The sequence below is a fragment of the Cupriavidus sp. PET2-C1 genome, from assembly GCF_054515855.1.
Map to the genome: position 1 here is coordinate 3,732,743 of NZ_CM137259.1, position 13,426 is coordinate 3,746,168.

The window sequence follows — 13,426 nt, forward strand, 5'->3', positions numbered from 1 at the left end:
ATTCCCGTTTTTCCGATGGAAGGCAAAGACCTAAACTGGCATCACTGACCCGCTGGGCCAAACCCGGCCAACCGAGTGAAACCGCCACAACAAAGGAGTCCGTCATGCCCCACATCAACCTGCAGATCTCCGGCAAGCCCAACGCATCGCTGACCCGCCGCAGCGCCGCCGCCGTCGCCGAGCTGACCCAGCGCGTGCTCGGCAAGAAGCCGGAGGTCACCGTCGTTGCCGTGCAGTACATCGACCACGACGCCTGGATCATTGGCGGCGAGCCGCTCTCGGAGCTTGGCCGCAACGCCTTTCACCTCGACATCAGCGTCACGGACGAAACCAACACCAAGGCTGAGAAAGCGCAGTACCTGAAGGCCGTGTTCGAGGCCCTCTCGGAGCTGATCGGCAACGTGCATCCGGTCTCATACATCCACGTAGTGGATGCGCGCGCCGCCACCTACGGCTACGGCGGCCTGTCGCAGGAATACCGCTACCACCACGGCTGAGCCCGGGCCACGGACGACGGCAAAAAAGCGAGCCTTTGAGGCAGGACATTGTCGCAGCGCAGCAAGCTGTGGCAAAGTCGGCACCTGATCTGCCGCGCGCGGCGCCACGATCGCCGCGCGCGCGGAAGAACCACAAGGAGAACCGATGTCCTTCCTGATCGTCCTGGCCGCCCTGGCCTTCCTGATGTTTGCGGCCTACCGTGGCTACAGCGTCATCCTGTTCGCCCCGGTGGCCGCGCTCGGCGCCGTTCTGCTGACCGAGCCTGCCGCCGTGGCGCCGGTCTTCTCCGGCATCTTCATGGAGAAGATGGTCGGCTTCGTCAAACTGTATTTCCCGGTCTTCCTGCTCGGCGCCGTGTTTGGCAAGGTGATCGAACTGTCGGGCTTCTCGGAGTCCATCGTGGCCGCCGCCATCCGCTATATCGGCCGCTCGCGCGCCAATGCGGTGATCGTCACGGTTTGCGCGCTGCTGACCTACGGCGGCGTCTCGCTGTTCGTGGTGGTGTTTGCCGTCTATCCGTTCGCGGCGGAGCTTTACCGGCAGAGCAATATCCCCAAGCGGCTGATGCCGGGCGCCATCGCGCTGGGCGCGTTCTCGTTCACCATGGATTCGCTGCCGGGCACGCCGCAGATCCAGAACATCATCCCCACCACCTTCTTCAAGACCACGACCTGGGCGGCGCCGGTGCTGGGCCTGCTGGGCTCGCTGTTCATCATCGGGGTGGGCCTCTCCTACCTGGAGTGGCGCCGCCGCGCGGCCATGGCGCGTGGCGAGGGCTACGGCACAGCGTTGCGCAATGAGCCGGAGCGCAGCCAGACCGGCCACCTGCCGCATCCGGCACTGGCGCTGCTGCCGCTGGTGGTGGTGGGCGTGGCCAACTTCGTCTTCACGCGCATGATTCCGCAGTGGTACGGCAGCAGCTACAGCGTGTCGCTGCCCGGGCTGGCCAAGCCGGTGGAGACCCAGATCGCCACCGTGACCGCGATCTGGGCGGTGGAGGCGGCGCTGCTGCTGGGCATCGTGGTGGTGCTGGCGACGGCGTTCGGCGCGGTGCGCGAGCGCTTTGCCGAGGGCAGCAAGAGCGCCATCGGCGGCGCGCTGCTGGCCGCCATGAATACGGCCTCGGAGTATGGCTTCGGCGGCGTGATCGCCGCGCTGCCCGGCTTCCTGGTCGTCAGCGATGCGCTCAAGAGCATCCCCAACCCGCTGGTCAATGCCGCCGTGTCTGTCAGCACGCTGGCGGGCATCACCGGCTCGGCCTCGGGCGGCATGAGCATCGCGCTGGCCGCCATGTCGGACACCTTCATCCACGGCGCGCAGGCCGCCGGCATTCCGCTCGAGGTGCTGCACCGCGTGGTGTCCATGGCTAGCGGCGGCATGGATACGCTGCCGCACAACGGCGCCGTGATCACCCTGCTGGCGGTGACGGGCCTGACGCACCGGGAGTCCTACCGCGACATTTTCGCGGTGACCGTCATCAAGACGCTGGCCGTGTTCTTCGTGATCACGGTCTACTACGCGACCGGCCTGCTCTGAACGCGGCGGCGCGCGCCGCACCTTGTGGATCGCGCCGTCCTTACCTAGTGTGAGTGAGTAGCCGGCCGTGTGCGCGTGCTTTGCGCGCTACATGCCGGCTGCGCCACACTGCACTTCCCACCGGAACACCGCATGAAAACCGTGAGTCTGCCCGGCGGCGAAAGCGTTGCCGCGCTCGGCATGGGCACCTGGAACATGGGCGACCAGCCGGCCGCGCGCGCGGAAGAGCTTGCCACGCTGCGTCTCGGGCTGGACCTGGGCCTGACCCTGATCGACACCGCCGAGATGTACGGCGATGGCCGCTCCGAGGAACTGGTCGGCGAAGCCATCGCCGGCCGGCGCGATGAGGTCTTTCTGGTCAGCAAGGTGTACCCGCACAACGCGGGGCGCACCAGCGCGGTGGCCGCCTGCGAGCGCAGCCTGCGCCGCCTGGGCACCGACCGCCTCGACCTGTACCTGCTGCACTGGCGTGGCGGCGTGCCGCTGGCGGAGACCATGGAGGCCTTCATGGCGCTGCGCAAGGCGGGCAAGATCCGGCACTTCGGCGTCAGCAACCTCGACCTGGACGATATGCGCGCGCTGTGGCGCGTGCCCGGCGGCAAGGCGGTGGCGGCCAACCAGTTGCTCTACAACCTCACGCGGCGCGGCATCGAGTGGGACTTGCTGCCCTGGCTGCGCGAGCATGGCGTCGCCCTGATGGCTTACTCGCCGATCGAGCAGGCCACGCTGCTGCGCAATCCCCGGCTTGCCCACTTTGCCCAGAAGCATGGCATCAGCCCGGTGCAGGCGGCGCTGGGCTGGCTGCTGGCGCAGCAAGGCGTCATCGCGATTCCCAAGACCAGCCACCGCGAGCGCCTGCGCGAGAACCACGGCGCGCTCGCGCTGACCCTCTCCACGCAGCAACTGGCCGAGCTGGACGCGGCCTTCCCGCCACCGGACGGCCCGCACCCGCTGGCGATGCTGTGATGCTGTGATGCTGTGATGCCCAGGAGCCCCGGCCATGACACTCGACTACGACGCCATCATCATCGGCACCGGCCAGGCCGGCCCCCCGCTGGCGGCACGCCTGAGCGCGGCCGGCCAGAAGGTGGCCGTCATCGAGCGCCAGTCGTTCGGCGGGACCTGCGTGAACACCGGCTGCATCCCCACCAAGACCATGGTGGCGAGCGCCTACGCGGCTAACCTGGCCCGGCGCGGCGCCGAGTACGGCGTGGTGCCCACCGGGCCTGTGACGGTGGATATGGCGCGCGTCAAGGCGCGCAAGGACGGCGTCGTCGGCAAGTCCACGCACGGCGTGGAAACGTGGGTGCGCACGCTGGAACACGGCACCGTCCATCTCGGCCACGCGCGCTTCGAGGGCCCGGACACCGTGCGCGTGAACGACACCCTGCTGCGAGCCGGCAAGATCTTCATCAACGTTGGTGGGCGCGCCGCCGCGCCGCCGATGCCCGGGCTGGAACAGGTGGACTACCTGACCAACGCCGGGATGATGCGCGTGGACACCTTGCCGCGGCACCTGCTGGTGGTGGGTGGCAGCTATATCGGGCTGGAGTTCGGCCAGATGTTTCGCCGCTTCGGCAGCGAGGTCACCATCGTGCAGCGCGGCCCGCGCCTGATCGAGCGGGAGGATCCCGACGTGTCCGACGCCGTGCGCGGCATCCTCGCCGCCGAGGGCATCGGGCTGCGCCTCGACGCCGAGTGCATCGCGCTGGAGCAGCGCGCCGCCGAAGTCGTGGTGAAGATGGATTGCGCGCAAGGCGCGCCCGAGATCGTCGGCTCGCACGTGCTGCTGGCGGTGGGACGGCGGCCCAATACCGACGACCTTGGCCTGGACCGCGCCGGCGTCGCCGTGGATGCGCGCGGCTACATCCAGGTGGACGAACAGTTGCGCACCAATGTGCCCGGGATCTGGGCCATGGGCGACTGCAACGGGCGCGGCGCCTTTACCCATACCGCCTACAACGACTTCGAGATCGTCGCCGCCAACCTGCTGGACGCGGCATCCGGCGAGCCGCCCCGCACGCTCGGCGACCGCATCCCCGCCTATGCGCTCTACACCGACCCGCCGCTGGGGCGCGTCGGCATGAACGAGGCCGAGGCGCGCCAGTCCGGGCGCAAGGTGCTGGTTGGCATGCGGCCGATGACGCGGGTTGGCCGCGCGGTGGAAAAAGGCGAAACGCAAGGCTTCATGAAGATCCTGGTGGATGCCGACAGCCGCGAGATCCTTGGCGCGGCGGTGCTGGGCGTGGGCGGCGACGAGGTGATTCATTGCATCCTCGACGCGATGTATGCGCGCGCGCCGTACACGGTGGTCCAGCGCGCCATGCATATCCACCCAACGGTATCCGAGCTGATCCCGACCATGCTGGGCGAGCTGCATCCGCTGGAGCCGGCCGGCCCGGCGGCAGCGTGAAGGGCCCGCACAGCCAGCGCTGAACATGCCCACTACACCGCTGGCCCAGAGCCCGTGCGACGACGCAACGCTGCGGGCGGCCCCTGGCGGGCCGCCCTGTGCCAGGGCCGACGAACCGTGGGTGCTGGCCGCCACCATCCTGGCGTCCAGCATGGCCTTCATCGATGGCACCGTGGTCAACGTGGCGTTGCCCGCGCTGCAAAAGGATTTCGATGCGAGCTTGAGCGGCATGCAGTGGGCGGTGGAGGCCTATGCGTTGCTGCTGGCGGCCTTGCTGCTGGTGGGCGGCGCCTCCGGTGACCGCTTTGGGCGCCGTCGCGTGTTTGCGCTGGGCGTGGCGATTTTCGCGGCCAGCTCGGGTTGGTGCGGCCTGGCCGGCAACATCGGCCACCTGGTCGCCGCGCGGGCCGCGCAGGGCGTGGGCGCGGCGCTGCTGGTGCCGGGCAGCCTGGCGTTGCTGTCGGCCTCGTTCGATGCGAGCCGGCGCGGCAAGGCCATCGGCACCTGGTCCGGCGCTACCGCCATGACCACCGCGCTCGGGCCCGTGGTGGGCGGCTGGCTGATCGCGCATCTGTCGTGGCGCGCGGCCTTCCTGGTCAACCTGCCGCTGGCGGCGGCGGTGCTGGCCATCGTGTTCTGGCGCGTGCCGGAAAGCCGCGCGCCGCAGCATCCCGGTGGACTCGACTGGCCCGGCAGCCTGCTCGCAGCGTTGGGACTGGGGGGCGTGGTCTACGGCCTGATCGAGTCGCCGGCGCGGGGCTGGGGCCACCGGGCCGTGTGGATGCCGTTTGCCGCCGGCTTGGTTGCGCTCGGGCTGTTCGTGCTGGCGGAGGCCCGCGTGGCCAACCCGGTGATGCCGCCCGCGCTGTTCCGCTCGCGCGCTTTCCTGGGTGCCAACCTGCTCACCCTGCTGCTTTACGCGGCGCTGGGCGGTGGCCTGTTCTTCTTCCCGCTTAACCTGATCCAGGTGCAGGGCTATTCGTCGACGCAGGCCGGTGCCGCCTTGCTGCCCTTCATCCTGCTGATGTTCCTGCTGTCCGGCTGGGCCGGCGGGCTGGTGGACCGGCATGGCGCGCGCACGCCGCTGATCGTGGGCCCGCTGGTGGCGGCAGCGGGTTTCGCGCTGTTTGCATTGCCCGATGCCGCGGCCAGCGGCGGCAGCTACTGGCTGACCTACTTTCCCGCAGTGCTGGTGCTCGGCGCGGGCATGACAATCAGCGTGGCGCCGCTGACCACCACCGTCATGAACGCGGTGCCGCCGGGCTCGGCCGGCACCGCGTCCGGCATCAACAATGCGGCGGCACGCGTGGCCACGCTGCTGGCGATTGCCTTGCTGGGGATCGTGATGGTGCGCGTGTTCGACTACCGGCTGGATCGCTCGCTTGGCCAGTCGGTGGCCAGCGGCGCGGTGTCGGCGCAGGTGGCGCGGTCCGTGCAGGCGCAACATGCGAAGCTCGCTGCCATCGCGCTGCCGGCGGCCACGGACCCGCAGGTAAAAGCGGCCGTCCGGCAAGCGGTGGACGGCGCCTTCGTGGCCGGCTTTCGCTGGGTCATGCTGCTGTCGGCGCTGCTGGCGGCCGGCGGGGCAGCATGCGCCTGGGCGTTCCTGAGTCCGGCGCGCGGCAAGACCGGCGCCGGGCATGCCGGCGGCTAGCGCATCTAGCGCCGCGGCGCCGGCGCCGCGCGCTCGCCCAGGTACACCAGCAGCAGCGCCTCGACAGTGAGGCGCCGGAGCCTGGCTTCGCGGCCGATGGCGCGCTCCAGCTCCGAGAGCTGGAAGGCTTCCACGCTCATGCCGACGGCGTGCGCGTGGCGCGGGGTGATGACCTTGAGCAGCGCCACCACTTCGGGGTTGTCGGCGAGAAAACGCTCATGGGCAAGTTGCAAGCGTTCGGGGGAGAGAGTCATCGGGAAGGGACCGCAATAAGGTGTGGCAAGGTAGGCGGGGCACGACGGCCTGGTGAGCAGGTACGAGGCAGGAATGCGCGCCGGCGCCCGCGCATTACACCACAGCCGTGCCGGAGCCCCAAACCGGAGCCCCAAACCGAGCCATCAACCGGAGCCATCAACCGCCGCGCCATCGGAACGCAAGCGCAGGCCTCGCCGCGTTATTGCGCCTTGGCGGTATAGCGCTCCCGCTCGACATAGCGGACCAGGTAGTTGCGGGTCTTGGCTTCGGTATCCCGGCTCACTCGGTCGGCGGCCTGGCGGGCGCCGTCGCGGCCATGCGAGGACACCATCTGTGCATCCAGGTAATCGCGAAACGCCGCGTGCATGGCGTCGAGCCGGGGCCGGCAGGCCTTGAGCGCGGCACTGGTGAGATCCTGCGCAGACGCGCCGCTGGCCATGCCAGCATCGGCCTGGTCCTTGGCGCACGTGGTGTAAGCGGCACGCAGCGATTGCCATTGCTCGTTGGCTTCGGCGGAGGCTTGCGGATTGGCGGGCGCCTGCGAAGCGCAAGCCGCTGCCAGCAAGGTGACGGGGATGAGGGCGAGAACGGATTTCATGTGTCATGGACTTATCTAACCCGGCCGGGTTCCTGTCCAGATGAAACAGGTTGTTGCGAGGCGCCCGTGCGTGTAGGACGCCGCGCTCCAGAATGCAGCCTCCGTCCTACAGCCATCGGCAACATTGTTTTGTATATTTCTACAGAAACGGGGCGAGGCACGCCGGTTTTTCGGGAGTACCCGAGAATCAGGCTTGCGGCGAGATTTCAAGTTTCTACAAGTGCTGATTACGCCTATCCTTTATTGGGATGCGCAGAGTGGCTCCGGGGTATCCGGTGCCGTGAGAGGTAAAACAATCAGGAGAGTGAGCATGGAACGCAGATCGTTTCTGACGGTAGGGGCCGGACTGGTGGTGGCAAGTACAGGCCTGCTGGGCGCGTGTACGACCACGCCCGATGCCCCCACCGACAAGGTCGCCAAGCGCCGCGAGATCGATGGCGGCGTGGATGGTACGCTCAACAAGCTGTATGAAACGGCGAAGGGTTCGCGCGAACTCGCCAACCGCGCGCGCGGCATCCTGGTCTTCCCCAACGTGCTCTCGGCCGGCTTCGTCGTGGGTGGCGAATATGGCGATGGCGCACTGCGCGCGGGCGGCGCCAACCGTGGCTATTACCGCATCATCTCGGGTTCGGTCGGCTGGCAGATCGGTGCGCAATCCAAGGCCATCATCCTGATGTTCATTACACAGGATGCATTCGACAAGTTCGTCGCCAGCAGCGGCTGGACCGCTGGCGTGGACGCTACCGTGGCGCTGGCCAAGATTGGCGCCAATGGCACCCTGGACACCAATACCGCCCAGCAGCCCGTCGTTGGCTTCGTGGTCACCAACGCGGGCCTGATGGCCGGCGTGAGCCTGGAAGGCTCGAAGATCAGCAAGCTCGACATCTGAGACCTGGCAGCGTGCCGGCCTGGCGCCGGCCTGTATGCGGGGGGCCGGGCTGCGGGCAGTCCGGCCCCTGACTTTTTCCGGCCCTGCTGCCACGGCGCCGCCACACCGGCCAGACTCCCTCACGCATTGTTACCGCATGCGCCACGCTAACCGGCTAGAATCCGTCCCTTTGGCCGAATTCACATGTGGTTCAAGAATCTCCAGCTGCACCGTCTGTCCGCACCGTGGTCCCTCGCCGCCGAAGAGGTCGAGGAATGCCTGGCGCGCCACGCATTTTTCCCTGGCACCAGCCTGGAGATGCAAACCCAGGGCTGGGCCTCGCCGCGTGACAACGGCGCGCTCGTCCACCAGGTCGGCAAGCAGTTGCTGCTGACCATGCGCACCGAAAAAAAGCTGTTGCCGTCCACCGTGGTCAACCAGGTCACCAAGGCCCGCGCCGTGGAGCTGGAAGAGCAGCAAGGCTTCAAGCCCGGCCGCAAGCAGATGCGCGAACTCAAGGAACAGGTCACCGAAGAGCTGCTGCCGCGCGCGTTCAGCATCCGGCGCGACACCCGCGTGTGGATCGACCCGGTCAACGGCTGGCTCGCCATTGACGCCGCCGCCCCGGCCAAGGCCGATGAAGTGCGCGGGCTGCTGTTCAAGGCCATCGACCCGCTGCCGCTGGACAACCTGCATGTGAACCAGTCGCCGGTCACCGCCATGACCGACTGGCTGGCCACCGACACGGCCCCGGCCGGCTTTACCCTCGACCAGGAAATGGAGCTGCAATCCAGCGCCGAGAGCAAGGCCACGGTGCGCTATGTGCGCCATCCGCTGGATGCCGAGGACCTGCGCCGCCACATTGCCGCCGGCAAGCGCTGCACGCGCCTGGCAATGACCTGGAATGACCGCGTGTCCTTCGTGCTCACCGAGTCGCTGACCATCAAGCGCGTGGCCCCGCTGGACGTGATCAAGGAGCAGGCCGACCCGAGCGCCCGCGACGACGAAGAACGCTTCGACGGCGACTTCACCATGATGGCCGGCGAACTGGCCAACCTGCTGTCGGACCTGACCGCCGCGCTCGGCGGCGAACGCAAGCTGTAAGCCAGTGCGTCGGGGGGCCGGCCAGGCCGGTTCAACCCGGATTCAGGCGCCGCCGCCCGGCGGCGCCGCGCCGTAGCCCAGCAACCCGCTGGCGACCCGCGCCTCATGGCGCACGGCCACGGCGATGGGCCCGTCCATCGACGCATCGAAGCCGCCGGTGGCGCCCAGCGCGGTAAGCACCGCGCAGATGCGGCCCGTGTAGTCGTACAGCGGCGCCGCCACGGCGCTGATGCCCTTCAGGTTGGTATCGCGCACCACCGCGCACCCGGCGGCCTGCACTTCGCGCCGCAGCGCGCCGATGGGATCGTCGCGATCCAGTTGCGCGCGCAGCTCCGCCGGCGCCGCCGCGAGCTCTTCTTCCGCCATCGCCCGCACGCGCGGCTCGTCCAGCAAGCCCAGCAGCGCGCGGCCCGTGGCCGACCACAGCATCGGCATCACCGAGCCCACCCGCACATTGACCGTCACGGGCAGCCCCGGCTCCTCGAAGCGCACGATGGTCGGACCCTTGTTGCCCATCACCGCCACAAAGCAGGTCACGTCCAGGCTCTCGCGCAGGCGGACCAGCGACGGCTCGGCGATGCGGATCGGATCGACCTGCCGCATCGCTGCCAGGCCGATCAGCATGGCCTCCACGCCCAGGAAATACTGCTGCGATGCCGACGCCTGCGCCACCAGCCCCTCGTCGATCAGGCTGGCCAGGTAGCGGTGCACCTTGGCCGGGCTCTCGCCAATATGCGCGGCCAGCGCGGTCAGGCTGGCGCGCCCGCCGAGGTTGGCCAGGCCCTTGAGCACCGTCATGCCGGTCTGCGCCGATTGCACGCGCTGGCGGCGCTCGCGCACCGGCGGCTCGGCGGGCATGGCGGCTTCGACCGGGTCAGCGGGATCGCCTGAGGTGCCTGAGGTGCCTGAGGTGCTCGATGCGCGTGCGGCGCGTGCGGCGCTTGGGTCGATTCTTGTCTTCATGGGCGGAGATTCTAGTGCCGTGCAAGGGGCGGCGGCATCAAACCCACGTTAACCCGCATCGCCATATTACGCAATGCGTATATCATTTACGCATAACAACGCCGGACCGCGCCACGCCTCGACCGGCACCCAAACGGGAACAGGAGACAACATGATCACCATCCGCAAATGCATCGCCGCAGGCCTTGGCCTGGCCGCCATCCCCGTGCTGGCGGCCACCGCTGCCGCCGAGCCAGCCTACCCCGCCAAGCCGGTGCGCTGGATCGTGCCGTACGCCGCCGGCGGCGGCTCGGACTTCCTGGCGCGCTCCATCGGCCAGGCCCTCTCGACCCGGCTTGGCCAGCCCGTGCTGGTGGACAACAAGCCGGGTGGCAATACCGCCATCGGCGCGGCGGAAACCGCGCGCGCGCCGGCAGACGGCTACACGGTGCTGTCGGCGGACAACGGCACGCTGGTGTTCAACCCGGCGCTGTACAAGACGCTTTCCTACAACCCGGTCAAGGACCTGGCGCCGGTCACCTTGCTGGGCCGCTTCCCGATGATCCTGGTGGTGGGCCCGGGCATGAACGTCAACACCGTGCAGGAGTTCGTCGCCCGCGCCAGATCCAAGCCGGGCGGCATCGACTACGCCTCTGCCGGCGCCGGCAGCCCGCACCATCTCGCCATGGAACTGCTCAAGGTGGAGGCCGGGCTGAACATGGTCCACGCGCCCTATCGCGGCGCCGCGCCCGCGCTGGCCGACGTGGCCGGCGGCCAGGTCCCGGCCATGATGGTCGACCTGGCCGCGGGCGCGGGTTTCATCAAGGGCGGCAAGGTCAAGGCGCTGGCCGTGGCCAACCCGACCCGCCTGCCCCAGTTGCCGGACGTACCGACCTTTGCCGAGGCAGGCTTCAAGAACGTGGAGGCCGCGGCGCTGGTGGGCATGGTGGTGCCGGCCGCCACGCCGCCGGAAATCGTCGCCACGCTGAACAAGCAGGTGGTGGCCGCGATCAAGGACCCGGCCGTCAACAAGCGGCTGGTGGACTTCGGCGTGGAGCCGGTCGGCAACACGCCGGCGCAGTACGCCGAACTGCTGCGCAGCGAGACCACGCGCTGGCACAAGCTGATCCGCGACCTGAAGATCACGCTGGAGTAGCCGCGGCGCACCGCACCCGCCCCCCGCCAACGAGAACACGGAGCAACAAGCATGGCCAACGCCACCCCCAATCCACACGCCTCGGGATGTCCCGTTGATCATCGCTTGCTGACAGCGCAGCGCTCGCCCACCGGCTGCCCGGTCAGCCCAGGCGCAGCCAGCTTCGATCCCTTCGAGGATGGCTACCAGCAGGACCCGCCCGAGTACGTGCGCTGGGCGCGCGAGCAGGAGCCGGTCTTCTACAGCCCCAAGCTGGGCTACTGGGTGGTGACGCGCTACGACGACATCAAGGCGGTCTTCCGCGACAACCTGACCTTCAGCCCCTCCATCGCGCTGGAGAAGATCACGCCGACCGGGCCGGAAGCCAACGCCGTGCTGGCGTCCTACGGCTACGCCATGAACCGCACGCTCGTCAACGAAGACGAGCCAGCGCACATGCCGCGCCGCCGCGTGCTGATGGCGCCGTTTACGCCCGAGGAACTCAAGCATCACGAACCCATGGTGCGCAAGCTCGCGCGCGAGTATGTCGACCGCTTCGTCGACGACGGCCGTGCCGACCTGGTCGACCAGATGCTGTGGGAAGTGCCGCTGACCGTGGCGCTGCATTTTCTCGGCGTGCCCGAGGAAGACATGGACCTGCTGCGCAAATACTCCATCGCGCATACCGTCAATACCTGGGGCCGGCCCAGGCCGGAGGAACAGGTCGAAGTCGCGCATGCCGTGGGCAACTTCTGGCAGCTTGCCGGCAAGATCCTCGACAAGATGCGGCAGGACCCGTCCGGCCCGGGATGGATGCGCTATGGCATCCGCAAGCAGGCGGAGTATCCGGAGATCGTCACCGACTCCTACCTGCACTCGATGATGATGGCCGGCATTGTCGCCGCGCATGAAACCACGGCCAACGCCACGGCCAATGCCATGAAGCTGCTGCTGCAGCATCCGCGCGCCTGGCAGGAGATCTGCGAAGACCCGGGCCTGATCCCGAACGCGGTGGAGGAATGCCTGCGGCACAACGGCTCGGTGGCGGCCTGGCGGCGCCTGGCCACGCGCGACGTGCAGGTAGGCGGCGTCGACATTCCCGCCGGGGCCAAGCTGCTGATCGTGACGTCCTCGGCCAACCACGACGAGCGGCACTTTGCCGATGCGGATCTCTTCGACATCCGCCGCGAGAACGCCAGCGACCAGCTCACCTTCGGCTACGGCTCGCACCAGTGCATGGGCAAGAACCTGGCGCGCATGGAGATGCAGGTCTTCCTGGAGGAACTCACGCGGCGCCTGCCCCATATGCGCCTGGCAGAGCAGCGATTCAGCTACGTGCCGAACACCTCGTTCCGCGGGCCCGAGCACGTGTGGGTGGAATGGGACCCGACGCAAAACCCCGAGCGCGCCAACCCCGCGTTGCTGGAGGTGCAAGTGCCGGTGCGCATTGGCGAGCCTCTGGGGCATGCAATCAGCCGGCCAGTGGTGGTAGCCAGCGCGACGCAAGCGGCCGAGGGCATCGTGCGGCTGCGGCTGGTGTCGCCCGATGGCAAGCCGATGCCGCGCTGGGCGCCGGGCTCGCACATCGACGTGGAATGCGGCGGCACCGGTCTGTCGCGGCAATACTCGCTGTGCGGCGACCCGGACGACAGCGGTGCGCTGGAGATCGCCGTGCTGCGCGAAGCGCAGGGCCGTGGCGGATCTGCTTGGGTGCATGACAGCGTCAAAGCCGGCGACCGGCTGAAGATCCGCGGCCCGCGCAACCACTTCCGGCTGGATGAGGCCGCGGGCAAGCTGATCCTGATCGCCGGGGGCATCGGCATCACGCCCGTCAGCGCCATGGCCCGGCGCGCGAAGGCGCTCGGCATGGACTACGCCTTGCACTACAGCGGGCGCTCGCGTGCGTCCATGGCGCTGCTCGACGAGCTCATCGCGCTGCACGGCGACCGCCTGCATGTCTACGCCAAGGATGAAGGCCAGCGCAACGATCTCGCCAGCCTGCTCGGGCAGCCCCGGGCGGATACGCAGATCTACGCCTGCGGCCCGGCGCGCATGCTCGCGGCATTGCAGGAACAGTGCGCCGGCTGGCCCGGCGATGCGCTGCGCATCGAGCATTTCGAGTCGGCGCTGGCCGCGCTGGATCCCGGCCAGGAGCAAGCGTTCGAAGCCGAGCTGAAGGACTCCGGCATTGTCGTCGCGGTCGCCCCGGGCCAGACGCTGCTGGCCGCGCTGCGCGCCGCCAACATCGACATGCAGAGCGATTGCGAGGAAGGCCTGTGCGGCTCCTGCGAGGTGCGCGTGCTGGCCGGCGAGATCGACCACCGCGACGTGGTGCTCACGCGCGCGGAGCGCGAGGCCAACACCAAGATGATGGCCTGCTGCTCGCGCGCGAAATGCCAGCGGATCGTGCTGGAGCTATAAGC

The 13,426-nt window shown here is 68.6% G+C and carries 12 protein-coding genes; 9 read left to right on the forward strand and 3 right to left on the reverse strand.

Annotated features, from left to right (window positions below):
- Positions 1–104: 104 nt before the first annotated feature.
- The 5 genes from ACX12D_RS16835 to ACX12D_RS16855 all read left to right on the forward strand — a co-directional run bounded on the left by ACX12D_RS16835 (position 105) and on the right by ACX12D_RS16855 (position 6,101).
- The gene (locus ACX12D_RS16835; protein ID WP_441633865.1) at positions 105–497 is read left to right on the forward strand and encodes a tautomerase family protein; all 393 of its coding nucleotides are present in this window, start codon (positions 105–107) and stop codon (positions 495–497) included.
- A 145-nt stretch (positions 498–642) separates the two neighbouring features.
- Positions 643–2,034 carry a GntP family permease gene (locus ACX12D_RS16840; RefSeq protein WP_441633867.1) on the forward strand — a complete coding sequence of 464 codons (1,392 nt, stop codon included), beginning with the start codon at positions 643–645 and terminating at the stop codon, positions 2,032–2,034.
- A 132-nt stretch (positions 2,035–2,166) separates the two neighbouring features.
- Positions 2,167–3,000: an aldo/keto reductase gene (locus ACX12D_RS16845; protein ID WP_459372008.1), complete on the forward strand. Its 834-nt coding sequence runs from the start codon at positions 2,167–2,169 to the stop codon at positions 2,998–3,000.
- Between the two features lie 34 nt (positions 3,001–3,034).
- Positions 3,035–4,447, forward strand: a complete 1,413-nt coding sequence (locus tag ACX12D_RS16850) for an FAD-containing oxidoreductase (protein WP_459372009.1) — start codon at positions 3,035–3,037, stop codon at positions 4,445–4,447.
- Positions 4,448–4,472: 25 nt separating this feature from the next.
- Entirely contained in the window at positions 4,473–6,101 is a 1,629-nt protein-coding gene (locus tag ACX12D_RS16855; RefSeq protein WP_459372010.1) for a DHA2 family efflux MFS transporter permease subunit, read from the forward strand.
- Positions 6,102–6,106: 5 nt separating this feature from the next.
- On the opposite strand, the gene ACX12D_RS16860 is transcribed toward ACX12D_RS16855, so the two are convergent.
- Together ACX12D_RS16860 and ACX12D_RS16865 are read right to left on the reverse strand one after the other, a co-directional pair.
- A complete protein-coding gene (locus ACX12D_RS16860) occupies positions 6,107–6,355 on the reverse strand; it encodes a DUF6388 family protein (protein ID WP_459372011.1) in 249 nt (82 codons plus the stop codon).
- Between the two features lie 200 nt (positions 6,356–6,555).
- Positions 6,556–6,954, reverse strand: coding sequence for a hypothetical protein (locus ACX12D_RS16865; RefSeq protein WP_459372012.1), 399 nt, complete (start codon positions 6,952–6,954; stop codon positions 6,556–6,558).
- Between the two features lie 310 nt (positions 6,955–7,264).
- Between ACX12D_RS16865 and ACX12D_RS16870 the strand changes: the two genes are divergently transcribed.
- Positions 7,265–7,843: a BPSL1445 family SYLF domain-containing lipoprotein gene (locus tag ACX12D_RS16870; protein WP_459372013.1), complete on the forward strand. Its 579-nt coding sequence runs from the start codon at positions 7,265–7,267 to the stop codon at positions 7,841–7,843.
- Positions 7,844–8,026: 183 nt separating this feature from the next.
- The gene (locus ACX12D_RS16875) at positions 8,027–8,926 is read left to right on the forward strand and encodes a recombination-associated protein RdgC (RefSeq protein WP_043349676.1); all 900 of its coding nucleotides are present in this window, start codon (positions 8,027–8,029) and stop codon (positions 8,924–8,926) included.
- A 42-nt stretch (positions 8,927–8,968) separates the two neighbouring features.
- Here the strand turns inward: ACX12D_RS16875 and ACX12D_RS16880 are convergent, their stop codons facing one another.
- Positions 8,969–9,784, reverse strand: coding sequence for an IclR family transcriptional regulator (locus ACX12D_RS16880; protein WP_459374048.1), 816 nt, complete (start codon positions 9,782–9,784; stop codon positions 8,969–8,971).
- A gap of 256 nt (positions 9,785–10,040) precedes the next feature.
- Between ACX12D_RS16880 and ACX12D_RS16885 the strand changes: the two genes are divergently transcribed.
- Together ACX12D_RS16885 and ACX12D_RS16890 are read left to right on the forward strand one after the other, a co-directional pair.
- Positions 10,041–11,024 carry a Bug family tripartite tricarboxylate transporter substrate binding protein gene (locus tag ACX12D_RS16885; RefSeq protein ID WP_459372014.1) on the forward strand — a complete coding sequence of 328 codons (984 nt, stop codon included), beginning with the start codon at positions 10,041–10,043 and terminating at the stop codon, positions 11,022–11,024.
- A gap of 51 nt (positions 11,025–11,075) precedes the next feature.
- A complete protein-coding gene (locus ACX12D_RS16890; protein ID WP_459372015.1) occupies positions 11,076–13,424 on the forward strand; it encodes a cytochrome P450 in 2,349 nt (782 codons plus the stop codon).
- The last annotated feature ends 2 nt before the right edge of the window (positions 13,425–13,426 follow it).

What these genes read in the sequence shown, in the direction of transcription:
- ACX12D_RS16875 (WP_043349676.1), top strand. Translation starts at nt 8,027, where the DNA reads ATGTGGTTCAAGAATCTCCAGCTGCACCGTCTGTCCGCACCGTGGTCC.
- ACX12D_RS16845 (WP_459372008.1), top strand. Translation starts at nt 2,167, where the DNA reads ATGAAAACCGTGAGTCTGCCCGGCGGCGAAAGCGTTGCCGCGCTCGGC.
- ACX12D_RS16885 (WP_459372014.1), top strand. Translation starts at nt 10,041, where the DNA reads ATGATCACCATCCGCAAATGCATCGCCGCAGGCCTTGGCCTGGCCGCC.
- ACX12D_RS16880 (WP_459374048.1), bottom strand. Translation starts at nt 9,784, where the DNA reads ATGCCCGCCGAGCCGCCGGTGCGCGAGCGCCGCCAGCGCGTGCAATCG.
- ACX12D_RS16850 (WP_459372009.1), top strand. Translation starts at nt 3,035, where the DNA reads ATGACACTCGACTACGACGCCATCATCATCGGCACCGGCCAGGCCGGC.
- ACX12D_RS16890 (WP_459372015.1), top strand. Translation starts at nt 11,076, where the DNA reads ATGGCCAACGCCACCCCCAATCCACACGCCTCGGGATGTCCCGTTGAT.
- ACX12D_RS16860 (WP_459372011.1), bottom strand. Translation starts at nt 6,355, where the DNA reads ATGACTCTCTCCCCCGAACGCTTGCAACTTGCCCATGAGCGTTTTCTC.
- ACX12D_RS16835 (WP_441633865.1), top strand. Translation starts at nt 105, where the DNA reads ATGCCCCACATCAACCTGCAGATCTCCGGCAAGCCCAACGCATCGCTG.
- ACX12D_RS16865 (WP_459372012.1), bottom strand. Translation starts at nt 6,954, where the DNA reads ATGAAATCCGTTCTCGCCCTCATCCCCGTCACCTTGCTGGCAGCGGCT.
- ACX12D_RS16855 (WP_459372010.1), top strand. Translation starts at nt 4,473, where the DNA reads ATGCCCACTACACCGCTGGCCCAGAGCCCGTGCGACGACGCAACGCTG.
- ACX12D_RS16840 (WP_441633867.1), top strand. Translation starts at nt 643, where the DNA reads ATGTCCTTCCTGATCGTCCTGGCCGCCCTGGCCTTCCTGATGTTTGCG.
- ACX12D_RS16870 (WP_459372013.1), top strand. Translation starts at nt 7,265, where the DNA reads ATGGAACGCAGATCGTTTCTGACGGTAGGGGCCGGACTGGTGGTGGCA.